Origin of the sequence: Rheinheimera sp., assembly GCF_030824435.1 — a bacterium.
Lineage (GTDB): Bacteria > Pseudomonadota > Gammaproteobacteria > Enterobacterales > Alteromonadaceae > Pararheinheimera.
Window position 1 is genome coordinate 32568 of the sequence record NZ_JAVBXS010000027.1, and the last position, 24602, is coordinate 57169.

Sequence of the window (24602 nt, forward strand, 5' to 3'; positions counted from 1 at the left end):
GTCTCACATGGCGGGTATTCTTGATTCTGTTAACCAGCGCACCCAGTTGGTTGGGCAAAACCGGCTGGAGTTGTTGTTGTTCCGGTTAGCGGGTCGGCAGCGTTTTGGTATTAACGTTTTTAAAGTGAGGGAAGTTTTGCAGTGCCCGCCACTGACAGCCATTCCCAAACGTAATAAATTTGTCCGTGGTATCGCCCATATCCGCGGCCAGACCATTTCAGTGATTGATTTAAGCCTGGCAACAGGTGGCCGTCCTATTGAAAACCTTAAAGACAGTTTTATTATCATCGCCGAATACAATAGATCAGTGCAGGGTTTTTTAGTGAACTCAGTTGAACGTATTATCAATATCAACTGGGAATCTATTATGCCGCCGCCAAAAGGCACAGGCGGACGTCAAAGTTACCTCACCGCAGTGACAGAAATTGACAAAGAACTGGTCGAAATTATCGATGTAGAAAAAATCCTCGAAGAAATTTCGCCATCACCCACCACTATTACTGCAGCTGTAGAAACTGAATCTATCATGGCTGATTTGGGTGACAGAACTATTCTGATTGCCGACGACTCCGCAGTGGCCCGTAATCAGGTTAAAAGAGCGCTGGAAGGCTTGGGTGTCACTATGCATCTGGTGAAAAACGGCCGTGAAGCTTTAACCTACCTGCAGGAAGTTGCCGCTACTTGTGAAGAGTCGATCACCGAAAAAATCGGTTTGTTAATCTCCGATATCGAAATGCCGGAAATGGATGGTTATACCCTGACGGCAGAAATCCGCCTTGATCAAAAACTGAAAAAATTGCATGTGATCCTACACACTTCGTTAAGTGGTGTGTTTAATCAGCAAATGGTACAAAAAGTTGGTGCAGATGACTTTATCGCCAAGTTTAATCCTGATGAACTTGGTGAGTCGGTGCGCAAGTGGTTACATACTGATTGATAGGTGGCATCGCAGTGGCGAATAAAGAGCTGCATGACAGTGAGTACAAGTTGTTCCGGGATTTCCTTGAACAGCAGTGCGGCATAGTGCTGGGCGACAATAAACAGTATCTGGTCAAAAGCCGGCTTGGTCCTTTAATGCAACGTTTTAATCTGGCCACTTTATCTGAACTGGTCAGTAAAACGCTGAGCCCTTTTGAGCGGCAACTTCGTTCCGCTGTGATTGATGCCATGACCACCAACGAAACTTTATGGTTTCGCGATACCTATCCGTATGAACTCCTGAAAAAACAAATTTTTCCTGAACTGGAAAAGGATCACCGCACCGTCAAAATTTGGTCAGCGGCCAGTTCTTCCGGTCAGGAGCCTTATTCTATTGCGATGACAGCCCTTGAATATCAGGCGCAGCGGCCTTCGGCCTTCAGCCTGGGTGTGCATATTCTGGGCACAGACATCTCCAATGCCATGCTGGAGCATTGTCAGCGTGCTGAGTATGATGGCCTGGCGTTGTCCAGAGGTTTGTCTCCCGAGCGGCGCAGCAAGTTTTTTGAAGACAGTGGGAATGGCATGATGCGGGTGCGGGATGCCGCCCGGAAAAATGTGTCATTTCGCCATCTGAATTTACTCGACAGTTATACCTTGTTGGGGAAGTTCGACATAATTTTTTGTCGTAACGTGTTGATTTATTTCTCTCCTGAAGTCAAAGCCAAGATTATTCGCCAGTTTGCGCAGTCATTGAATCCAAGGGGTTATCTGTTTTTGGGTGCCTCTGAGTCTTTGTCGAGTGTGAATACTGATTTTGAAATGTTGCGTTGTAATCCCGGCATTATTTATCGCCGCAAAAACTAAAATCTGGTGCATGCCGCTAGATGCCGGTCTTATGACCATTCGCTGAACCCCGCTTATTTCACTACTTTACACCACCAATTTAAATTTCTGGCCTGAGTTTTGCTAAAGAAATTCTGTCATTCACAGAATAGAGTGCAGCAACATGGCAATCAGTTTCGACAAAGCCTTTGGTCTTCATCCAGAAGGGATGTTACTCAGAGAGAAGCGCTCAGCAATATTGGCCGATAACATCGCCAACGCTGATACCCCGGGATTTAAAGCCAAGGATCTGGATTTTCAGACGGCATTAGCCAATGCCCGGTCGCACCAGAGCGCTTCAGTCAGCCGCACTCATGAAAAACATTTTGTGATTTCCAGTGATATGCGTCATGAAGTGAAGTTTCGCAATGTTGAACAAACCGATACCGGTGACGGCAACAGTGTTGATATTCACCGCGAGCGTAATGCGTTCAGCCAGAACAGTATGGAATATCAGGCGTCACTGAACTTTCTGAATGGAAAAATCAGTGGTTTGAAAAAAGCCTTAGGTGGAGGTCAATCCTAATGAGTTTATATCGGGTGTTTGATATTGCAGGTTCAGGTTTAACGGCGCAGGCGCTGCGGCTGAATACCACTGCCAGTAACATTGCCAATGCCAATACGGTCAGTAGTAGCATCGATCAGACCTATAGAGGTCGTCATCCGGTGTTTGCTGCCGAATTAGACCGGGCACAGGAACAGCAGGGTGCTGGTGTCAAAGTGATGGGTATTGTTGAAAGTGATGCGCCATTGACTACTGAATACAATCCAAGCCATCCAATGGCGGATGAAAACGGTTTTATCTACAAGCCTAATGTCAATGTGATTGAAGAGATGGCCAACATGATTTCCGCCAGTCGTTCATACGACGCCAATGTGCAGATAGCCGACGCAGCTAAACAAATGCTGAGTCGCACCCTGACACTTGGTCAGCGCTAAGGAGTAAGCAATGACAACGGTCAGTAACAATACCAGCAACAGTTATCTGGATAGTCTCAAAGGTGCCAATGCGACCAAAGACAAAACGGATGCTGAAAAAGCCGGGGCATTAACCCAGGCCGACTTTTTTGCGTTGTTAACACAACAACTGGCATTTCAGGATCCGACCAAACCTGTTGAAAATGATCAGATGATCGCTCAGATGACCAATTTCACCATGGCCGATGGTATCAGCTCGCTCAATACCAACTTTAAAGATTTTGCCAGCAGTATGGATTCGAATCAGGCGCTGCAGGCATCCAGTCTGGTTGGTCGCACCGTTAGGGTGAGCTCAGATCAACTGCCTTTTGACGGCACTAATATGACGGTTGGATCGACCGAAGTGCCGGCTAACACCAGTTTATTGACGGTGAAAATTTATAACGCAGCGGGTGAACTGGTGCGTTCTGAGCCGGCGGAAAGCCCGGCCAGCGGTAAATTCGATTTTGCCTGGGATGGTAACAATGACGCCGGTACTACATTGCCCAAAGGCATCTATACCGTCAAAGTTGAAGCCACTGTGAATGGCAAGACCGAAGCATTACCCACTTCTTCTTATGTACCGGTAACCAGCGTGACGCTTGGCAAAGGTACAGGTGACATGACATTAAATCTGTTTGGTTTAGGTGCGAAAAAACTGGCAGATATTTTAGAAATTGCAGCGGGTTAACTCCGTCAACGAGGTGAACTATGAGTTTTAATATTGCATTAAGTGGTCTGGCAGCCGCTCAGAAAGACTTGGATACTACGGCAAACAACATAGCCAACGTTAATACCACAGGTTTTAAAGAATCCCGTGCTGAATTTGCTGACGTTTATGCTGGTTCCATTTTTTCATCGAACCGCACCAAAGTGGGTGATGGTGTGTCAACCTCGATGGTGGCACAACAGTTTAGTCAGGGTGCATTGAAGTTCACCAATAACTCGTTGGACCTGGCTATTACCGGCGATGGTTTTTTTGCCATGACACCGGGTTTGGCTGACCGGGATATGTCTTATACCCGTGCCGGTGCTTTTAAGTTGTCAAAAGAGAACTTTATTGTGGATAACAACGGCAATTATTTGCAGGGTTATCCGGTTGATCCAAGCAATGGTGCCGTCAGCTCCATCAGCTTAAGCACCACCAAACCCATTCAGATACCAAGCACAGCAGGTGCTCCACGTTCCACATCAAATGTGTATCTGACGATGAACCTGAACTCAAAAGATGTGGCGCCTGCCGGTGGTTTTGCAGCTTTTGATCCGCTGGATAAAACGACTTACAACTCAACAGCCGGTACCTCAACCACTGTTTATGACAGCTTGGGTGAACCTCATATTCTGTCGTTTTATTTCCGTAGAACAGACCCTGCCACTGACAATGATTGGGAAGTGTTTGCGGTATTTGACGACAAAACAGCTGCGGGTCAGCCTTTTGGTCCTGTGGTGCTGGATTTTGACGCCAACGGTGTGCCTACATTGCCTATCACAGCGTCCTTGCCGGATCTGGTGATCCCACAGGCGGTGTTAAATACACCGACTTATTTGCAAAACGGTGCTCAGTTTACCGGTCCGCTGACGGTGAACTTTACCGATCAGGCTGCTACAAGATTGCCAACCCAATATGCGTCCAAATTTGAAGTGGGTTCATTAAGTCAGGATGGTACTACTGTGGGTCGCTTAACCAGTATCGATATTGATGCTTCAGGTAAAGTGATGGCCAGTTACAGTAACGGCGACCAGACTTATTTGTCACAAATTGCCATGGTGAAATTTGCCAACCCGCAAGGTTTAACCCAAACCGGTAATACGGCCTGGAAAACCAGTCTGCGTTCCGGTGAACCCCTGGCCGGTGAAGCAAACAGCGGAACCCTGGGCGCCATTAATTCGTCGGCGCTGGAAAACTCCAACGTGAACCTCACCAATGAGCTGGTCGATTTAATTTCTGCTCAGCGTAACTTCCAGGCTAACTCCAGGGCACTTGAAGTGAACAGTACCTTGCAGCAGACAGTGTTGCAGATCCGATAACAGGCTCAATCGCATAAAAACCACCTTCGGGTGGTTTTTTTATGGCTGAAATTTATCGGGCTGCCAGCAGCAACAGTAGTTTCAGGCAGAGCACAAAAACAGTGCCATGGCTTTATCCGGTGATTTAATCATCATGGCATCATCTTTGCTTTAGTCCTGTATCACAGGCTGTTAAAGCCGCGACTCTTAAATCACGGAGCAGGGTTATGGACCATTTGCTGTATATCGCGATGAGCGGAGCCAAAGAGAATATGAACGCACTGGGTGTGCGGGCAAATAATCTGGCAAACGCCAATACCACAGGTTTTAAAGCTGATCTGGAGCAGGCGCGGTCAATGCAGGCATTTGGTGATGGTCTGCCAAGCCGTGTTTTTGCCATGACTGAAATGCCAAGTCAGAATTTTGACGCTGGTGAACTAAAGATCACAGAAAACGAATTGGATGTTGCGATCCAGGGGGATGGCTGGTTTGCCGTGCAGGATGCCGATGGTAATGAAGCTTATACCAGAGCAGGCAATCTGAAAATCAGCGCCGATGGCATGTTGCAAACCGCATCCGGTCTGCCGGTGCTGGGAGAAGGTGGTGAGCCTCTGCAGTTGCCGGTGCCACTGGCCAAAATTGATATATCGGCCGACGGCGGTATTCAGGTGTTGCCGCAGGGCGCGCCTGCCAATGCGATAGCCGAGGTGGGTCGTATCAAACTGGTGAAACCGGAAAATCCGGATGTGTTTAAGGGCAATGACGGTTTATTCCGCCGTAAAGACGGTGCTGTGGCCGAAGTAGACCCAACAGTCAGTTTGTTGTCAGGCGCCCTTGAGGGCAGCAACGTGAATGCAGTGGGGGAGATGACCTATCTCATCAGCCTGCAACGGCAATATGAATTACAAGTCAAGATGATGAAAACGGCTGAAGAGATGGATCGCCAGCACAATCAGGTTTTACGCATAATCTAGAGCTTTAAGCTCAGGAGGACACCATGCATCCAGCACTTTGGATCAGCAAAACAGGTTTAGACGCCAAACAGCGTGATATTTCGGTGATTTCAAACAATCTGGCCAACGCCAGCACTGTCGGTTACAAAAAGAGCCGCGCTGTGTTTGAAGATTTACTTTATCAAAACGTCAATCAGCCGGGCGGCCGTTCGTCGCAGAACTCAGAACTGCCAAATGGTTTGATGCTGGGCGCAGGTACCAAAGTGGTGGCTACCCAGAAAAACTTTACCCAGGGTAACCATATGACCACCGACAATGCGTTGGATGTGATGATCCAGGGTTCGGGCTTTTTCGAAATTCTGATGCCGGACGGCAGTATTTCGTACAGCCGCAACGGTCAGTTCACCACCGACAGTGAAGGCAATTTAGTCACTTCTGGCGCTGGTTATCAAATTCAACCCACTATCACTATTCCGCCGGAAGCCACTGATATCAATATTTCCCAGGATGGTGAAGTGTCGGTAAAAATTCCGGGTCAGGCAGAAAATGCTGTGCTGGGTCAGTTGGTGGTGACTAACTTTATTAATCCGGCAGGCCTTGAGCCTATAGGCCAGAACTTATTCCGTCAGACCGGCGCCAGCGGCGACCCGGTTCAGGGTGTACCTGGTCTTGAAGGTATTGGCTACATAGTACAAGGCGCGCTGGAGTCCTCCAACGTCAACGTGACCGAAGAGCTGGTGGGGCTGATTGAAAGTCAGCGTGTTTACGAAATGAACTCCAAAGTGATTTCAGCAGTGGATCAGATGCTGAGCTTTGCTATTCAGCAGCTGTAAGCAGGAGGTTGTGATGCGTATTGGAATTGCTTTGCTGGCGCTGTGTTTGATTTCTGGTTGTGCCAGTTACGAACCTGAAGCCATGCCGGACGATCCGGCTTTTGCACCGCTGCCACCAGAGCCAGCGGCCGCGCCTGTGGTGCAAACCGGTTCTTTATTTGCGTCAGGTTTGTCGAACGGTTTGTATTCTGACAATAAAGCCAGAAGAGAAGGCGACATTATTACTGTGGTACTGAGAGAAAATACTCAGGCGTCGAAAAAAGCCAAAACCGAATTTGGTAAAGACAGCAGCAACAATATCGAACCTATGGTTGGTCTTGGCGGGCGCAATATCAGTGCTGCCGGCAATGTGTTGCAACTGGGTATGAACTCGAGCACAGATTTTAAAGGTGATTCCAAGGCCGATCAGAGCAACAGCTTAACAGGTGATATTTCGGTGAATGTGCTCAGGGTGATGGCCAACGGTAACCTGGTGATCCGTGGAGAAAAGTGGCTCACGCTTAATACCGGTAAAGAATACATTCGTTTAACAGGGGTGATTCGCCCTGAAGATATTGATGCCCGTAATACAGTGGAGTCGAGCAAAATCGCCAATGCCCGCATTGAATATAGTGGCACAGGTGCAGCACACGGTGGCCAGGGACCTGGCTGGTTAAGCCGGTTTTTTGCATCAGCGCTGTGGCCATTCTGAACCTGATTGAGGCAACTTATGAAAATAACGGCCTGTGTATTATTAACCCTTAGTCTGGTCAGTCTGCACTGTCAGGCGGCCAGGGTAAAAGATGTGGCGACAGTGGAAGGAGTGCGCTCCAACCAACTGGTGGGTTATGGTTTGGTGGTTGGTTTACCGGGCACAGGTGAACAAAGCCCTTTTACCGAACAAAGTTTTAAAACCATGCTGACCAATTTTGGCATTAATTTGCCGGCCGGGATGAAATCACAAATCAAAAACGTTGCTGCAGTGGCTGTGCATGCTGAACTGCCTGCCTTTGCCAAACCGGGTCAGGCCATTGATGTCACGGTGTCATCCGTTGGCAGTTCGAAAGGCCTGCGTGGTGGCACTTTATTACAAACCTTTTTAAAGGGTCTGGACGGACAAATATATGCGGTCGCACAGGGCAGTCTGGTGGTCAGTGGTTTAGGTGCTGAAGGTGCGGACGGTTCGCGGGTAGTGGTCAACACGCCTACAGTTGGCCGTATTCCAAATGGCGCTATGGTTGAGCGTGAAGTGCAAAGCCCTTTTGCCCAGGGTGATTACATTACTTTTAACCTTAATCGTGGTGACTTTACCACCGCCAAAAATCTGGCTGCTGCCATTAATGGTTTTATTGGAGATGAAACGGCCCGCACATTGGATGCACGTTCAGTGCAGGTGCGGGCACCCCGTGATATTGACCAGCGGGTGTCCTATCTGGCCACGCTGGAAAACCTGACTTTTGAACCCGCATCAGATGCAGCAAAAATTATTATTAATTCGCGCACCGGCACTATTGTGATTGGCAAAGATGTAAGGCTGTTCCCAGCTGCTGTCACGCACGGTGGTATGACAGTGACTATCGCCGAAAATCCTGTTGTCAGTCAGCCGAATGCTCTGGCTGAAGGCGAAACTGTGGTGGTGCCTAATACCATTATTGATGTGCGGCCGGACCGTTCAAGGATGTTTAAATTTGACCCCGGCACCACGCTTGATGAGCTGGTGAGCACTGTCAATGCTGTGGGCGCAGCGCCAGGCGACCTGATGGCCATACTGGAAGCGTTAAAAGAAGCCGGTGCTATTCATGGCGAGCTGGTGGTGATCTAACATGACAACGCCTGATGTCAGTGTGTCTTATCATGATTTGTCGAGCCTGAATAAACTCAGGGCTTCGGCAAAACAGGATGAAACCACATCCATAAAACAAGCTGCTCAGCAGTTTGAGTCGGTGTTTATGGGCATGCTGCTCTCCAGTATGCGCAAAGCCAACGAAAGTTTTGGTGAAGACAATCCGCTGAACAGCCAGGCAACTGAATTTTACCGTGATATGCACGACAGCCAGTTATCCACTGAATTGTCGAAAAAAGGTGCTTTGGGGCTTGCCGATTTAATGGTGCAACAATTAAGTCCGGAAAAAAGCAAAACCAAAGCCGCCAGCCAAATCAGCCCGCCGTCCCGTTTTGATTTAGCCGAACAAAAAACCTTGATGTTGCCGGGTGACAACACCATGCACGCGCTCGAAGCGCGTGGTCCGCGTTTTGTGCAGCTCGACCCCGAACGTATAGTGTTACAGGCTAAAACCCCAAAACTGCAACAAATTGCCGTGGATACGCCAATAACGGCAATCGACGGCCATCAGGCGTTGCAAGCGCAAGTTGCGCTATCGCCGCTGCAGACCGGTAATTTTATTCAGCAGTTACCGCAGGAGCAGGTGGTGTTTCAGGCGAATAGGGTCAATCCGATACAACCAAACGCATTTCAGTTTGATGGCGCCAGGCCGATAACAATCGAAAGCAATAAGCATGAACTTAAGGCCGCTGTGACTGCAGCAAAAGTGTTAACCACAGCTAAAGCAGCAGATGTTTCTGACGACAATAAGGCGGAAAACAACGCCACTGCTTTTATTCAACGTCTGTTACCAGCGGCAGAAAAGGCGGCGGCTAAACTTGGTCTTGAGCCACTGGCTTTAATTGCGCAGGCAGCGCTGGAAACCGGTTGGGGGCAGCGTATGTTTAAAACGGCTGCTGGCCAGAGCAGCAATAATTTGTTTGGCATTAAAGCCATGAATAACTGGCAGGGTGATGTGGCTGTGGTGGATACACTGGAATATCGTCAGGGTGTGGCACAAAAAGAAAAAGCCAGGTTTCGTGCTTATGACAGTGCTGAACAAAGTTTGTCCGACTACGTGGATTTAATACAGTCAAATCCAAGATATCAGGCAGCACTTGATGTTGCAGGCGACACCCAGGCCTATTTCCGTCAGTTGCAGGCGGCGGGTTATGCAACAGATCCGAACTATGCACAGAAGATATTGTCAGTTTTACAAGGACGTGCCTTTAAAGAGGTGCGGAACTTGCTAGATAAATCATAGTGTTGTTATTTAATCCGCGTCCAGATGACTGGCGTTGTGTAAGCAGGAGTTTTTTTCATGTCAGATAATTTGCTAACGATAGGTACATCAGGTGTCCTCGCCAGCAATGGTCTGCTGAACACAACCTCAAATAATATCAGTAACCTCAATACGAAAGGTTATGTACGTCAGTCCACTGAATATGAATCTTCTATTCTGGGTCTTGGTGTTGGGCGTGGCACCACCAGCCGGATGGTCAACGAGTTTGCACTGAAACAATTGCGCCGTGACACCACCAATGTCGCCTTTTATGAACAATATTTAGCCGAAGCCGGCCGGGTTGACACCTTGTTTGCCAATACCGCCAATAGTGTCGGCACCGGCATGACCGATTTATTTAAACAGCTGCAGACTGCCAATAATGATCCGGCCAATAATTCTTCCCGTTCATTGGTGCTTGGCAGTGCCCAGACCCTGATTAATAAATTTAATACCCAGTCTAATTTGTTGCGCGACCAACAAGCTTATATAAACGAACAGTTGTCGGTTTATGTGTCTGACGCCAATTCAATGGTCACCTCTATTGCCCAGCTGAATAAAGAAATTGCCGGTTATGGTTTATCTATCAACACCCCACCGCCGCTGGATTTGCTGGACAAGCGGGATGAAGCCATTCGCAAACTGGCCGAACTTGCCGATATTCAGGTGCTGGATGCCGACAATGGTGAAAAGCTGGTGTTTTTATCAACAGGCCAATCTGTAGTATTGGAACAAGGCAAATTTAATTTATTAAGTGCCGATGGTGACCCGGAGATCAGCCGCAAAATTGTAAAAATGCAGCTGGATTTTAATACTAATGTCACCGCAGAAATCGACAGTAATAAACTGGGTGGCAAAATTGGTGGTTTATTGGAATTCCGTTCGCAAATTCTGGAACCTACTTTAAACAAAATTGGCCAGCTCGCCCTTGGTTTGGGCGACAGTTTTAATGTGCAGAATAAACTTGGTATGGATGGCAATGGTTTGCTGGGCAAAGACCTGTTTACTCTGGGCGTTTATTCGGGCATGCCGTACCGGCAAAACACCGGTTTGGGTCAGGTGCTGGCTACTGTTGAACCTGGCGAAGGCAAAAATATCCCACCGAATGATTTTTTGATTGAGTTTGTGGCACCAAACCAGTTCACCATGTCTGCGCTGGACGAAAGAGGGGCTGTAATTGCCGGTTCTGCCGTCACTCAGGTGACAGGCACTGTTGCTTATGGCTTTGAAATTAACATGGACACCAGCACAGGCGCTTTTGCCGCTGGGGATAAGTTTTTGTTTAAACCGCTGAGTGTGGCTGCCAACGAAATTGCTTTGGCAACCACCAGGCCGGAAGATTTGGCGCTTGCGTCACCGGTGCGGGGGGATTTTACGCTGAATAACCTTGGTAATGCCCGTTTTGGCACCATTGAGGTCACTGACACCACAGCACCGCCTTTTGCTGTTTCCGGTACTTTAACAGGCGGGCCATTTACCGTGCGGTATCTGGGCGCTGATGATTTTGAGATTTTCGACGGCAGCAATACTTCATTGGGAACCACAGGCGCTATGCCAAGTGGTTTATATAACAATGTGATGGCGGCTGCCGGTCTTGGCACCTACGGTTTTGATTTTAATATCACTGGGGTGCCCAAGCCCGGTGACACTTTTACCATTGATTACAACACCTCAGGTTTTAAAGACAACCGCAACGGTCTGGCGCTTTCTGCGTTGCAGACCAAAGATTTGATCAGAAAAAATGCAGTTTCCAGCGCTGCTGCCGATAACAGTTCATCATTCACTGAAGCTTATGGTGATGTGGTGAGTTTTGTCGGACAAAAAACCTCACAAATTCGTATCGCTTCTGAATCCGCCAAGTCTGTACTGGCGCAATCTGAAGCCTGGTACGAATCTGTGTCAGGCGTGAATCTGGATGAAGAAGCGGCAAATTTAATCCGCTTTCAGCAAAGTTATGCCGCAGCGGCAAAGATTATTGCAACTTCACAAACTATCTTTGATACGCTGCTGCAAGCTGCGAGGTAATTATGCGTCTTTCATTTAATCAGACTTATGCCATCAACGTTGCGGCCATCGGCAAGGCCCAGGAACGGCTGCAGACTGCCAGTGCCAAGCTGGAAAAACAAACCAAAATTCTGACGCCTGCTGATGATCCATCAGGTGCTGCCCGTGTTGCCGCCCTTGATCAGCAAATTGACAGTTCTGGTCAGTTTCAGGTGAACAGCAATATGCTGTCGAACAGCCTGGACGTGGAAGAGACGGTGCTGCGCAGTATCCAAAGTTCAATTCAGCAAGCCAAAACGCTGGTGATTTCATTAGGCAACGGCTCGAACTCACAAACTGAAAGAGCGGCCATTGCCGGTCAGCTGGCTAATGTCAGAGCTGAAATTTTTGATTTAATGAATCAACGCGACTCCAATGGCGGTTATTTGTTCTCCGGTTTTAACGAAAAAACCCAGTCGTACGAATACAACGAATCAACAGGTTATTACGACTTTAAAGGGGATGAAGGCCAGAAATTTTTACAGGTCTCGACCTCTGTCACTATTGCGGCCAATGACAGCGGCAAGAATATTTTTGAAACTGTGGATGCCCGTAACAAAGCAATTAATATCAGCGTTGCAGGTGGTATTACCAAAGCTGTGGTTGAGGTCGCCAGTCAGTCGATTTTTGACGGTTTTTATGGTCAGAAATATGACGGTGTAAACGCAGCAAACAATGATTACCGGGTTAGTTACACAGCTCCTGATCAATATGCCATTACCTTGCAAAGTGGTGCGGCATTGGTGCCACCTGTTGGCGGTACTGTGCTGCCGGGCCAGGCCATTAATTTTAATGGTTTAAAAATTGACCATGCCGGTACCTTCCCTGGCCAGATAGATTTCAGCCTGAAACCACCGGCAAAAAGTAACATTCTGAATACGCTGACCGATGTGATTGATGCAGTGTTGATTGATCAGTTGCCGCCGGATCAGCTCAAAGATGTGTTAATTGATACTTCAGTACAGATTGACCGTGCTTCATTAAAAGTGGGCGAAACAGTGTCTGCTTTGGGTGGCCGGCAGAATCTGATCACCAGTATTTCTGGTAGTCTGGAAGACTTAAAAATTGCCAATGTCGAATACCGTGCTGATATTTATGAACTTGATTTAGTACAGGGCATTACGGAACTGACCAAACAGGAAACACAACTGCAGGTGGTGCAAAGCACTTTTACCAAAGTGACGCAGCTGAGCTTATTTGACTATATCCGTTAGTTGCTATGTATCCGGCAACATGTCAGCAGCAAAACCAGTCTTAGACTGGTTTTTTTGTTTTGGGCACACCAGGTATTGTAATGGCAAAAAGCAGCCGGCTGTTTTACCGGTTGCAATGTCAAAAAACCGACTCAGATATTGTTCAGGCTGGCCGATATAACAGAGGTCACTTCAGGCGCTGTATTTACCATAAGACTCAGTGCGGGGAAGGGGCGCTCTTAACCATTGGGGGTAACGTTAAGAGCGCCGGTATTTGATAAATGCAATAAGCGGAGGCTATATAGCTTTTATCTGTGATCAGTCAAAAACCCATCACAGTTAAATAATATGCACAGCCTGTGCCAAAGTGAAGAAAATTAGCCACTTAAAACCATTTTTAAAAAAGCTGCAAAAATTTCTAAAGTTTCCCTCCTGACGTCCGATAAATAAGTATCAGGCAAAAATACAAACAAAACAGTTTGTTAAACGCTTTAAGCTACCAGGAGATACCACCATGGCCTTATATGTAAACAGCAACATCAGTTCATTAAATGCTCAACGTCAGATGATGAACTCTGGTTTAAATCTGGACACTTCATTCAAACGTTTGTCTTCTGGTCTGCGGATTAACAGCGCTGCCGATGACGCCGCCGGTTTACAAATTTCTGACCGTCTGGAATCACAAATCCAGGGTCTGAACCAGGGTAACCGTAACGCCAATGATGGTATCTCTTTAGCACAAACTGCTGAAGGCGCGATGGACGAATTAACCTCGATGTTCCAACGTGTTCGTACCCTGGCGTCTCAGGCATCAAACGGTTCGAATACTGACGAAGACCGTCTGGCGATTCAGGAAGAAATCCGCTCTTTAATGAGTGAAGTAAACCGGGTCGCCAGCGATACCACTTTTGGTGGTCAGAAACTGTTAGATGGTACTTATAAAGCAGCCTTCCAGGTGGGTGCCGACGCAGTGCAAACCATTGGTTTCTCAATGCAACAAGTGGGCGGTACAGCAGGTGATAGTACATTCAGCTTAAGTGCAAACGGTGGTTTTACCCTGTCAGGTATTGCCGGTATTGCCAGTAACGTTAACGCCAAAGCACTGACTGACATTCTGGATGCATCTAAGTTGTCAGCTTTAAGTGCAATGGACAGCACCTTTGCACTGGCAGATGCGGCATTCTCAGCCATCTTCGCAGAGACTGGGATCAGCGTGTCCACTCAGGTGAACGCTCAGCTGGTGCTGGCAGGTATGGATTCGTTAATAGCGGTAGTTGACAAAAAACGTGCGGAATTAGGTGCGGTGCAAAACCGGTTCCAATCAACGATTCGTAACCAGGCCAACATCAGCGAAAACCTGGCTGGCGCTAAATCACGGATCAAAGACGCGGACTTTGCATCAGAAACTGCTGCCTTAACCCGCTCACAAATTTTGCAACAGGCTTCGTCTACCATCCTGGCACAGGCGAACCAAAGACCTCAGGCGGCTTTAAGTCTGTTACAGGGTTAATTAACTAATTAGTCCTGAAGCTTAAGCGGAGGTTGGCGCTCTTGACATGGGGTAGTGTTAAGAGCGCTTTTTTGTTTCGGCAATAACAAGTTTCGCCCTGATTGTTGAACGGCACTGAATATCAGTAACCCGTGTTTTACAACAGGTTTTATTGCGAGGGCAGACAGATGAATATCAATCAGATTGCCGCAACCACACCAGGTTGTGTTCCTGTGCCGGGCCATAAGCTACAGCTTTTATCCACATTCACAGTAACCTCAACCGTTTATTTATCCTTAAAAGCTGTAAGGCAACCAATGCCTGATTGTCAGAGTCGCAAGCCTTGTCGTTTGCCTGTGACGGGTAATATAGCTTCAGGTTCTGTTTTACAAAACTGCAACCGCAACAACCTGCCAAGCCGGGTTTTTGTGGTTGCAGCTTTTTCCGGGCAAAAACACCACACAACACAAAGTTGTGCCAATAACAAACAAGCTGACAAACAAACTTACTGTCAAAAAACTAAAGGGAGCAGTTTGTTGACCGGCAATGCCATGGCAGAAGGAACGGCACAACATCAGGTGTTGTGCTGTTGTGAAAAAGAGGGGTTGAACAACCAGGCCATTTTAGTTTTTACACCAGAGCGGCAAAAAGCTGACGATCTGTTACGGCCATTGCCGCCGGCTTGGAATACGGCCGCAGGGCCTTTTCTTGCTGAGTTCATCGTCAATCTTTCAGTCAAAAAAACCATCTGGTCTGGCAAAAAATTTAGGTTAAGCGGTGCGATTGAAATTATTTTTAAATTTTTTAAAAAAATTCCTAAAGTAATTCAGAACGCCGCCGATAGCTTAAACAAGGGGAACTGTAATTGCAGCGACCTTGCGTTAAAAGTCTCATTATCATAATGAGTTAGGTCCAAGAAGTTCGTTTACATGCTGTTTTAGCGGTTAGGGGTAACCTGTTAAAACAAGCATTATTATCAATAATCGGAGGCTATTATGGCTTTAGCAGTCAATACCAACGTCAGTTCGTTAAACGCTCAGCGTCAATTAATGAACAGCGGTACCAATCTGGACACATCTTTCAAACGTTTGTCTTCAGGTTTGCGGATCAACAGCGCAGCTGATGACTCTGCAGGTTTGCAGATTTCTAACCGTTTAACAGGTCAGATCAACGGTCTGAACCAAGGTATCCGTAACGCCAATGACGGTATTTCGTTAGCACAAACCGCAGAAGGTGCGATGGACGAAGTTACGTCTATGTTCCAGCGTGTTCGTACTCTGGCATCTCAGGCATCTAACGGTTCTAACACCGACGAAGACCGCCTGGCAATCCAGGAAGAAATCCGTTCTTTAATGGGTGAAGTAAACCGTGTAGCAAAAGACACCACTTTTGGTGGTCAGAAACTGCTGGATGGTTCTTATAAAGCCAGCTTCCAGGTTGGTGCTGATGCGGTACAAACCATCGGTTTCTCAATGAAACAAGTGGGCGGTACCTCAGGTGACAGTACGTTCAGTCTGTCAGCAAACGGCGGTTTTACCCTGTCAGGTATTGCTGGTGTTGCCAGTAACGTAACCACCAAAGCCTTAACTGACGTGCTGGACGCTTCAAAACTGTCTGCATTAAGCGGTATGGACAGCACTTTTGCACTGGCTGACGCTGCGTTTTCAGCAATCTTTGCTGAAACCTCAATCAGCGTATCTACTCAGGTGAATGCTCAGCTGGTTCTGGCTGGTATGGACTCGTTAATTGCCGTTGTTGATAAAAAACGTGCGGAATTGGGTGCGGTACAAAACCGTTTCCAATCAACAATTCGTAACGAATCTAACATCGCTGAAAACCTGTCTGGCGCCCGTAGCCGTATTCAGGACGCCGACTTTGCTGCTGAAACAGCTGCACTGACCCGTTCGCAAATTCTGCAACAAGCCAGTACCTCGATTTTGTCTCAGGCAAACCAGCGGCCACAAGTCGCCTTGTCATTACTGGGCTAATCGTTAAAATGGCCAGCTCAGTGAGCTGGCCATTTTTATTCTGAGCGTGTGTGGAGGTCATTATGGGTTACGATACTTCCTTGTCTCTGGACAGAGAATTACCTGATTTATTCTCTGGCAACAGAACAAAAGCCATGGACGATGCCCAAACGGCAAAAACGGCCAGTCAGGCAGAAAAAGATGTGCTTGCCAACAAAGCCGAAGCTGATGCTCAGGCTAAAAAAGAGCAACCATCAGATATCGAATTAAATAATGAACGGATCCGCGAATCGCTGGAATCGCTGAATCAGTTTATTCCGTTGGTTAATACCAACCTGGTGTTTGAGTTTGATGACTTAAATGAGCCACCTATAATTAAAGTCATCGACAAAGAAAGCAAAGAGCTGATCCGCGAAATTCCTTCCCGGGATTTGGATAAAGTTGCTAAAGCTTTTGGTGATATGGTCGATACATTAAATAAGTCCGGCGCTTTATTTAATACTGAAATATAAGCCGCAAGAGGAAGATAACATGGCAGGTATAACTTCGGCAGGTGTGGGTTCTGGTCTTCCATTGGAAGACATTATCAATGCAACCTTAAACGCAGAAGATCAACCTAAGTTAAAACGTTTTGAAGCAACCAAAACGCGGTTGAGTGTTGAACTTTCAGCCTTAGGTGCCGTTAAGTCTTCTTTATCTTCATTGCAGGACATTATTAAAAAACTGGCCGACCCGGAAAATTTCAGTAAAAGGGTTGCCACAGTGAAACAACCAACTTCCGGCGATCTGATTTCTGTAGCCACCACAGATCAGTCGACTACCGGCAGTTTTAATATTGAAGTGACCCAGCTGGCGCAAGGCAGCCGGGCTATGTCAAATGGCGCTTTTACCGCACCTACCGATGTGGTGAATGCCACTGCCGGCAAGTTAACGTTAAAAGCCGGCACCAAAGACTTTGCTGTGGATATCGCAGCTGGTGCAACTTTAGAAGATATCCGTAATGCCATTAACAGCTCAGAGACCAATTTTGGTATTACTGCCAACATTATCAATACCGGTGGTGCAAGTCCGACATCTAAACTGGTGATCACCTCAAATGTCACTGGTGCAGGCAATGATGTGATTATTGAAAACGACAATGCTGATTTAGACGCAGTGTCGACTGTTGCTTTTGGTGGTGGTGCAGGCGGTATGACAATTGCCGCTGCTGATATTGCAAAAGATGCCATTGCTAAAGTGGATGGCGTGGATGTCACCAGCGCTTCCAACAAGTTTAGTAATACCATTCAGGATTTAAGTTTTACCGCTTTAAAAGTGGGTGCCGCAGGTGAAAAAGCCCGTATTGATGTGGCTTACGATACCGCTGGTGTGGAAAAACTGATGGATGAGTTTATCAAAGCCTACAACAATGCTGTTGGCACCATCGATTATCACACCAAAGTTGGCGCTGGTTTATATGGGGATTCCACCATGCGTGGTTTAAAAACCCAGTTAACCAACAGCCTGCAGCAAGTGGTCACAGGTGCAGGACCTTTTGAAACTATTTTTGATGTGGGCCTGGGACTGAAAAAAGACGGTACTCTGGAAAAATCCAGTTTAGTCCGCAGCATGAGTGAAGCTTTAACCGACAACTATGCGGATTTTGGTAAATTATTTTCATCAGTGGGTGGTTTTGCCGGTGGCATCAAAGATCTGCTGGAAAAAAATCTTGATGCAAAAGGTTCTTTCACTTTCCGTCAGGACAATATCAATCTGTCGTTGCGCGATTTAGAAGTTGAACGTGAAAAACATGATTACCGGATGTCACAGATGGAAGTAAGGTTAAGAGCACAATATGCCAATCTGGACTCATTAATTGCACAGATGCAAAGTTCAGGTTCTTTCCTGCAATCGCAACTGGGTAGTTTACCGGGTTTTGTAAAATCTAAATAACAGCTGACAGGGGATAGCTATGAGCATTAAATTTTATCAAAAAGAAGCCACCAAAACCCGGTTAGCAGATGCCAGTCCTTATCAGGTGATTCAGTTATTAATGTCTGGTGTGCTTGATAATCTGGCTTTGGCCAAAGGTGCGCTCAGCCGCAAAGATTTTGAAGCTAAAGGCCGGGCTTTGTCCAAAGCATCTGCCATTCTCGAAGCGCTTCGTTCTTGTCTGGATGATAGCCTGGCGCCTGAACTGACCAATAATTTATATGCTTTGTATAGTTATATGATTGAACGGCTGATAGATGCTTCAGTTGAAAAAGAAAACACTGCCGCCATTGATGAAGTGAGCGAACTGTTTAAAACCATCAAATCGGCTTGGGACGAAATTCCGTTAGACGCACAAATGCAAGCGGAGCAGTCCAGAGGCATGGCCAATGTTGGCTGACCGTGCCTTGTTACAACAGCAAATTAGCAGTTTTGAAGCCTTGATTGCTGCCGAAGAATATGAAAAAGCCTGCCAGGAATGTGTGACTATCCATCAGCATTTAGTGGTTTTTCAGCGTCAGGGCTTAACTGCTGAAGTGGCTGAAGACATCAGAGCGTTAAAGTTTTTGTTTGATGTTAAGATAGAAGAACTTAAAAAAAAGCTTCAGCAGATCCAGATAACTGTTGCTTCCATTGACCAGTTTCGGTCTAATAAAGTCAGTGAAGCTTATCAGAAGAATAATTGTTGATGTCGAATGATCTCGAGAAGCAATTAGTAGAAATTGAGTCGAAACTGGCCGATGTCGTTGCACAAAAAGAACGTGAAATAGTATTCGAACAAATCTCACAACAACGGTTCGAACAAAATCTGCAAACCTTCCAGCAATATTATCCTGATGTATACAACTCCATCACCCAATATAAAAAGCGTGACGACTTTAAGTTTATAGTCCGTGAAGGTGGCTTTGCTGATTTTATTCCCGCCGGTCATGATATTCCGCTTTATGGTGTGGATATTGAAGAAACAGTTGCCACGCAGGTTGAACGTTACCGCAACAAAGCATTTTTCAGCATGACGAAATATGGCTTTGGTGTAAAAAGTGACGACATCCGCATTCATATACAATACATGCATGCATTAGATGAACACCTGGCTGATTTTTACGCGCAAGACCTGACCCCCATCAGTAAACTACCTGAGCACTTCCCTAGTGCAATCATTTTTGGCGTAGGTTTGGGTTACCATATTCCGTTATTGCTTAAACAACATTCTTTTGATTATCTGTTTATTTCAGAACCCGATTTAGAGCTTTTTTATGCCAGTCTGTATTGTATTGACTGGAGTTCTATTATTAAAAAAATAGACGAAGAGGGTAAAACTTTATTTCTGCAGGTGGGGGTTAGTTACAAACAGTTTTTTGCAACTTTAAGTGCAGTAGCCGCTGATATTGGCGCATTTTCTCTGGTGCGCAGTTATTGTTATCAGCACTACCCGTCACCTGAAGTCAATCAGCTGATTAAAGAATTTTTCCAACGTTACAGCGATTTCCAGTTAGGTTTTGGCTTTTACAACGATGCCATTACCGGCCTTGCGCATGGCATTGAAAACTTAAATAAAGGTTACGAATTTTTTTATAAAGAGCCAAAAGCGCCGAAGTTTCCTTACGCCGACGTGCCTGTTTTTGTCATTGGTAACGGGCCTTCGTTGGACGATGCAGCCGGGTTATTACAACAGGTAAAAGATCGCGCCATTATTTTTGCATCAGGAACGGCTTTAGGCTCTTTATTAAAAATGGGCATAGATCCGGATTTCCATGTACTGGTAGAAAGACCGAAAATTACCTATGACATCCTGCTGGATACACAGCCAAAGGAAGTTTATGAAAAACTGAATTTGCTGACTGTGGATGTGATGTATCCGGATGTATTGGAACTGTATAAATGGGCTGGTGTTGGTTTAAAAGGACCGGAAGCATCGACCTTTTTCCTTTATCAATATATTGCCATTAAAAAACAAAAATTATTAAAGGCGATGCCAAACTGTGGGCCCTTGGTGGTAAATACTGCCTTGTCTTATGCTGTGTCCATGGGTTTTAAAGAAATTTACCTGGTGGGTGTTGATAATGGTTATATCAATCAGGCGACCCATTCAAAATTTAGTATTTACAGTGACGAAAATTTAGATTTTAAACGGACAGTTAATAAAAATGCCCGGCATAAATTAGAAGGAAATTTTGGTGGTGTTGTTATGGCCACCGACTTATTAAAAGTTGCAAAAACGCAAATAGAAAACCTGATCAATACCTCAAAAAATACGTTTTTTTATAACGTAGGTTACGGCGCCAAACTTGAAGGCGCTCATCCATTAATTGTTGAAGATGTATTTATTCCAAAAACAGCCATTGATAAAGATAAAGTTGTAGCGGACATAAAAAGCAGGTTTTTCACTGATTTTGAGCTGAATGTTACCGAAGCTGATATTAATTTTAAATTGCTGAATGATGTCTGCGAACACATGATCGCAATTGCTGAAGAGCCTTATCACTCCAGAGTGGAAGCTTCAGATCTATTGATGCGGCAAGCTCGTTATCTTTATGCTTTTAATGGCACAAAATTTACCTATATTTTCCATATGGTAAAAGGTTCGTTGTTATATTTCCACTGCCCAATGCTGACAATGTTGTACAGCGTTGAAGAAGAAAAAGAAACTTTGGAACACTTTGAAAAAGTGCGGAAGTTGTGGGTAGGTTACTTAAACGACATCAAAAATGATTTCCCATTAAACTGGAATACCAAGTGTGATTGGGGTCTGGAACAACGCAAAGTATAAACGCAGTCATTTATACTTTGGTAAACTGCGCCATCAGAGAGTAAAACCATCATCCACAATAATATTCTGCCCGTTAATATATTTTGAGTCATCAGACAGCAGGAACAACACTGTTCCTGCCATACTTTCCGGCGGCAACATACCGGTTCCCAGGCATTTCTGCTGGTATTTTTCAGTAAAAGCAGTGGGTTGTTGATCCAAAATGCCACCGGGACTGATCACATTCACCCTGAAATCACTGTGAGCCACATACTTGCAGACATATTTACTCAGGTGAATTAATGCCGATTTGATGGCGGCATATTCAACCGGCATGGTAAAAGCAACATCCTGATAAATATCAAATTCCGGCGCCACTACGCCATAAACGGACGCGAAATTTACCAGCGAAAAAGGGCGTTGCTGCTGCTGAAAATATTTGACACAACTTTGCATCAGATAAAAAGACGAACCGAGATTCAGCGCAACATTGTCGTTAAAATCATCCAGCGTCACACTTAAAAAGTCGGTGCCGTATTTTTTGTTGCGTGGATAAATACAATTCACCGCACCATCAAGATCAGGCTGCTGGTGGAAAAACTGGTTAACTTCCTCTGGTTTGGTTAAGTCCAGTTGTTGTAACTGAAGGCCCTGTTGTGACAGATCAATGCCAAGTGCGCCCAGCCGTTGTTGTAATAAATCCAGACTGAGATCACAAGCCAGCACCTGATAATTGGCTGCTAATAAAGTTTTGACAATATGTTTGCCAAGTAAGCCGGCGGCGCCTGCCACCAGTATTTTTTTAGACATCAAATGCGGCTCCACTTTTTAACAAAGACTCGGCAAACAAAAAATCATACATATCGTCAATATCAACAGCTCTTTGTTTCGGCACTTCAATGCTGGTGACTTTTCCGGCAAAAAGAGCATTCTTTTCAAGAATATAATTAACCCTGGCCGCATAAACTACAGTTGTGATATCAAAGGCAACAGGGGCATCCTGTCGTCTTTTTATCTGCTGCTGATCGTTGTTAAACAGGCAGACTTCATCATCCCCTTTGGGTTTTACCATATTAAAATAGGGGTTGCGGGCAGCAGGGGTCACACCAATACAAATATCTGCTGCTGTGGTTTTGAGTCGCGCTAAGGCAGCTGTCACATCCTGCACAGCTCTGAGCGGGCTGGTGGTGGGTAAGCTGACGAAGGTGTCAAACTGAATGCCGCTTTGTTGCACCTGCAAAATTGCATGTTGCCAGGCCAGCCATTCAGCTGCGGTGTCGCTGGCAAGCTCAGCTGGCCTTTTGATCACTAAAGCGCCGGCCTGTATTGCAGAGGCCGCTATATGGTCGCAGTCTGTTGACACGTATATAGCCGAAATTTCTGGAATTTGTTGAGCTATTTCAATGGAATAATGCAACAGCGGTTTACCGCAGAGCGGTTTGATATTTTTTCCGGGCAGACCTTTGGAGCCGCCGCGGGCAAACACAAAAGCGATAGTGCTCATCAATTTTCCTTAAACTGCGACTGCCGTTTGGCTTCGTCAATCACCCTGAGGGTCGAAACGGCATCGTCAATACTGGCCAAAAAAGCCGGTTGTTGTTGAGGGTTTTGCACCATCAGCTCAAATTGTTGCAGCATCTGCAGATACATCTGGTTTTTTGGGTAGTTTTCGTCACTGAATATCAGCTTTTGTTGTTTTGCCTGGTACAGAACAATGGTATTTTGCACCAGATCCCATTCCAGTCTTCCTTCGGTGCCACTGATCACACAACGGCGCTGTACAGTTTTTTGCAGGAAATCCAGGTGCAGGCAGATAGTGCCTGCTTCTGGCGCCGACAACAATAAATCAGCCTGATCTTCTACATCAATGTCCAGCAGGCCACTTTGTTGTAACTTGCTATGCAGCAACTTCAGTGGGCCAAACAAATAATACAGATAATCAAGTTCGTGACTGAGTTCCAGCAATACACCACCACCAAGCGCCGTCTGGCCAGAAACACTTTGCCGGTAGTCTTTGCCGGGCCGCCAGTCGGGCAGATACTGGGCTACGTGACAATTAACATGTAATACGGTGCCAATAAGTTGTTCTGCAAGTTGGGTTTTCAGCAGTGGTAACGCTGGTAAAAACCGCAGGCAATAGGCAACTGCCACTGGTATTTGTGGTGAAGCCTGGCAAAGTTTCTGCAGTTGCAGTCCCTGCGCCAGGGTGGCGGCCAGCGGTTTTTCGACTAAGACCGGAATATTGTGGGCAAGCAGGGCACTCAGATGTTGCTGATGGCTTGATGCCGGCGATGCGACAACAGCATAATCCAGTGGCAAAGCAGTCAGTTCTTCAAGACTTGCCGGATACTGAATGTCGTTAAGTCTGAGTGCCGGGGGGAGCTGACCGGTCGCGCCCAACCAGTAAATCTGAGTTTTAGCATGCAATAACCGCAGATTGTCGATGTGGCGCCGACCTATACTGCCAGCGCCAATCACCGCAATATGCTTCATACCGGCAGCCTTAAATTGTGTACATCAATTTGTGCCCTTTGGTAATCATCAATCCGGCCTATATCCAGCCAATATTCGTGAATAGGGAACATCGACACTTTTTTGGCAAGGTCAATATTCTGCTCCAGCAAAGTCGGCATATCGATACGCTGATTGGGTTTCACCTGAGCACGGACATCCTGATTAATCACATAAATACCGGCGTTTACAAAAAGCCGTTGTATCGGTTTTTCCACCATACTCAGCACCCGCTCGCCGTCGCCATTGATAACACCAAATGGGATCTGATATTCATAATCCCGCACACACATAGTGGCGTCAGAGCGGCTTTTGTTGTGAAATTCAAGCAGTTGCTCAAAATCGACCGTGGTTAATAAATCACCGTTCATTAATAACACCGGTAATTTAGGGGCATCAGCTGGTAATAAACCCAGTGCGCCAGCTGTGCCAAGCGGTAAGTCTTCGTAGATATATTTGATGCTGACGTTCCATTTGGAACCATCACCAAAATATTGCTGGATTTGCTCCGGCATATAATGCAACGAGATATAAAAGTTATGAAAACCAGAGCGGATAAAACTGAGTAACACCAGTTCCAGTATGGGTTTTTCGCCCACTCTTAACATAGGTTTAGGGCAATCATTGGTCAGCGGTTTTAAGCGGGTACCAAAACCACCAGCCATCAGAAACACCGGGTTGTCGTGGCGGAATTCAGGGGCATTGCGCTGCAGAATTTCCAGATCAACCACTTTGCCATCATCCAGTAATGGAATAGATAACAATCCCTTATCATTCATCAGCTTAATCAGCTCACGCCTGGGGGCGCCAACAGCAGCTGTAATAGGGTGGTTGTTCATCACCGCACTCACCGGGCTGTCGAGCGAAAAGTTTTTCAGCAGACCACGGCGAATATCACCGTCTGTGACAACCCCAAGCAGCTGATGTTCAGCAGAAACCACCAAGGCTATACGCAAGGATGCCTGTTCAATAATTTTCAGGGCATCACGGATAGAGCTGTCAGGGGCGATAAGGACTTGTTTCCACTTTTGTTCCATCATGAT

General features: G+C 46.3%; 25 protein-coding genes. 21 read left to right on the forward strand and 4 right to left on the reverse strand.

Annotated elements, in window-relative coordinates; all coding sequences use genetic code 11:
- The first annotated feature begins 7 nt into the window (after positions 1-7).
- From RCH83_RS06840 to RCH83_RS06940, 21 genes are all read left to right on the forward strand, one after another.
- A complete protein-coding gene (locus tag RCH83_RS06840) occupies positions 8-937 on the forward strand; it encodes a chemotaxis protein (RefSeq protein ID WP_306520345.1) in 930 nt (309 codons plus the stop codon).
- A 14-nt stretch (positions 938-951) separates the two neighbouring features.
- Positions 952-1785, forward strand: a complete 834-nt coding sequence (locus RCH83_RS06845; RefSeq protein ID WP_306520347.1) for a protein-glutamate O-methyltransferase CheR — start codon at positions 952-954, stop codon at positions 1783-1785.
- 142 nt (positions 1786-1927) lie between these two features.
- A complete protein-coding gene (gene flgB, locus RCH83_RS06850) occupies positions 1928-2329 on the forward strand; it encodes a flagellar basal body rod protein FlgB (protein ID WP_306520349.1) in 402 nt (133 codons plus the stop codon).
- Entirely contained in the window at positions 2329-2742 is a 414-nt protein-coding gene (gene flgC / locus RCH83_RS06855; protein WP_260657657.1) for a flagellar basal body rod protein FlgC, read from the forward strand. The genes flgB and flgC overlap by 1 nt, the downstream gene beginning before the upstream one ends.
- Positions 2743-2752: 10 nt before the next feature.
- Entirely contained in the window at positions 2753-3451 is a 699-nt protein-coding gene (locus tag RCH83_RS06860) for a flagellar hook assembly protein FlgD (protein WP_306520351.1), read from the forward strand.
- Positions 3452-3471: 20 nt separating this feature from the next.
- On the forward strand, positions 3472-4788 hold the full coding sequence (flgE, locus tag RCH83_RS06865) for a flagellar hook protein FlgE (protein ID WP_306520353.1): 1317 nt from the start codon (positions 3472-3474) through the stop codon (positions 4786-4788).
- A gap of 206 nt (positions 4789-4994) precedes the next feature.
- Positions 4995-5741, forward strand: coding sequence for a flagellar basal-body rod protein FlgF (gene flgF / locus RCH83_RS06870; RefSeq protein ID WP_306520355.1), 747 nt, complete (start codon positions 4995-4997; stop codon positions 5739-5741).
- Between the two features lie 23 nt (positions 5742-5764).
- Positions 5765-6553 carry a flagellar basal-body rod protein FlgG gene (flgG, locus tag RCH83_RS06875; RefSeq protein ID WP_306520357.1) on the forward strand — a complete coding sequence of 263 codons (789 nt, stop codon included), beginning with the start codon at positions 5765-5767 and terminating at the stop codon, positions 6551-6553.
- A gap of 13 nt (positions 6554-6566) precedes the next feature.
- The gene (gene flgH / locus RCH83_RS06880) at positions 6567-7244 is read left to right on the forward strand and encodes a flagellar basal body L-ring protein FlgH (protein ID WP_306520359.1); all 678 of its coding nucleotides are present in this window, start codon (positions 6567-6569) and stop codon (positions 7242-7244) included.
- A gap of 18 nt (positions 7245-7262) precedes the next feature.
- On the forward strand, positions 7263-8354 hold the full coding sequence (locus RCH83_RS06885; protein WP_306520361.1) for a flagellar basal body P-ring protein FlgI: 1092 nt from the start codon (positions 7263-7265) through the stop codon (positions 8352-8354).
- Position 8355: 1 nt separating this feature from the next.
- Positions 8356-9618 (forward strand): flagellar assembly peptidoglycan hydrolase FlgJ, encoded by a 1263-nt coding sequence (gene flgJ, locus RCH83_RS06890; RefSeq protein ID WP_306520363.1) that lies wholly within the window; start codon positions 8356-8358, stop codon positions 9616-9618.
- Between the two features lie 57 nt (positions 9619-9675).
- Positions 9676-11661: a flagellar hook-associated protein FlgK gene (flgK, locus tag RCH83_RS06895; protein WP_306520365.1), complete on the forward strand. Its 1986-nt coding sequence runs from the start codon at positions 9676-9678 to the stop codon at positions 11659-11661.
- A gap of 2 nt (positions 11662-11663) precedes the next feature.
- A complete protein-coding gene (gene flgL / locus RCH83_RS06900) occupies positions 11664-12893 on the forward strand; it encodes a flagellar hook-associated protein FlgL (RefSeq protein WP_306520367.1) in 1230 nt (409 codons plus the stop codon).
- 493 nt (positions 12894-13386) lie between these two features.
- Complete coding sequence (locus tag RCH83_RS06905; RefSeq protein ID WP_306520368.1) at positions 13387-14382, forward strand: flagellin; 996 nt, start codon at positions 13387-13389, stop codon at positions 14380-14382.
- Positions 14383-14897: 515 nt separating this feature from the next.
- Entirely contained in the window at positions 14898-15263 is a 366-nt protein-coding gene (locus tag RCH83_RS06910; RefSeq protein ID WP_306520370.1) for a hypothetical protein, read from the forward strand.
- A 93-nt stretch (positions 15264-15356) separates the two neighbouring features.
- Positions 15357-16349: a flagellin gene (locus RCH83_RS06915; protein ID WP_306520372.1), complete on the forward strand. Its 993-nt coding sequence runs from the start codon at positions 15357-15359 to the stop codon at positions 16347-16349.
- A gap of 62 nt (positions 16350-16411) precedes the next feature.
- On the forward strand, positions 16412-16840 hold the full coding sequence (locus RCH83_RS06920; RefSeq protein WP_306520374.1) for a flagellar protein FlaG: 429 nt from the start codon (positions 16412-16414) through the stop codon (positions 16838-16840).
- A 19-nt stretch (positions 16841-16859) separates the two neighbouring features.
- Positions 16860-18260 (forward strand): flagellar filament capping protein FliD, encoded by a 1401-nt coding sequence (gene fliD / locus RCH83_RS06925; RefSeq protein ID WP_306520376.1) that lies wholly within the window; start codon positions 16860-16862, stop codon positions 18258-18260.
- Positions 18261-18279: 19 nt separating this feature from the next.
- The gene (gene fliS / locus RCH83_RS06930; RefSeq protein ID WP_306520378.1) at positions 18280-18699 is read left to right on the forward strand and encodes a flagellar export chaperone FliS; all 420 of its coding nucleotides are present in this window, start codon (positions 18280-18282) and stop codon (positions 18697-18699) included.
- Positions 18689-18988 (forward strand): hypothetical protein, encoded by a 300-nt coding sequence (locus RCH83_RS06935; RefSeq protein ID WP_306520380.1) that lies wholly within the window; start codon positions 18689-18691, stop codon positions 18986-18988. Before fliS ends, RCH83_RS06935 begins: the two co-directional genes overlap by 11 nt.
- Entirely contained in the window at positions 18988-21069 is a 2082-nt protein-coding gene (locus tag RCH83_RS06940) for a 6-hydroxymethylpterin diphosphokinase MptE-like protein (protein WP_306520382.1), read from the forward strand. Before RCH83_RS06935 ends, RCH83_RS06940 begins: the two co-directional genes overlap by 1 nt.
- 33 nt (positions 21070-21102) lie before the next feature.
- Here RCH83_RS06940 and RCH83_RS06945 read toward each other — a convergent pair whose 3' ends face one another.
- Genes RCH83_RS06945 through RCH83_RS06960 form a run of 4 tightly spaced genes read right to left on the reverse strand, consistent with a single transcriptional unit; the run spans position 21103 to position 24596 of the window.
- Positions 21103-21858, reverse strand: coding sequence for an oxidoreductase (locus RCH83_RS06945; RefSeq protein WP_306520384.1), 756 nt, complete (start codon positions 21856-21858; stop codon positions 21103-21105).
- Positions 21851-22552 carry a cytidylyltransferase domain-containing protein gene (locus RCH83_RS06950; protein WP_306520386.1) on the reverse strand — a complete coding sequence of 234 codons (702 nt, stop codon included), beginning with the start codon at positions 22550-22552 and terminating at the stop codon, positions 21851-21853. The genes RCH83_RS06945 and RCH83_RS06950 overlap by 8 nt, the downstream gene beginning before the upstream one ends.
- Positions 22552-23541 carry a Gfo/Idh/MocA family protein gene (locus tag RCH83_RS06955; RefSeq protein ID WP_306520388.1) on the reverse strand — a complete coding sequence of 330 codons (990 nt, stop codon included), beginning with the start codon at positions 23539-23541 and terminating at the stop codon, positions 22552-22554. Before RCH83_RS06955 ends, RCH83_RS06950 begins: the two co-directional genes overlap by 1 nt.
- Positions 23538-24596 carry a nucleotidyltransferase family protein gene (locus RCH83_RS06960; RefSeq protein WP_306520390.1) on the reverse strand — a complete coding sequence of 353 codons (1059 nt, stop codon included), beginning with the start codon at positions 24594-24596 and terminating at the stop codon, positions 23538-23540. The genes RCH83_RS06955 and RCH83_RS06960 overlap by 4 nt, the downstream gene beginning before the upstream one ends.
- Positions 24597-24602 lie beyond the last annotated feature (6 nt).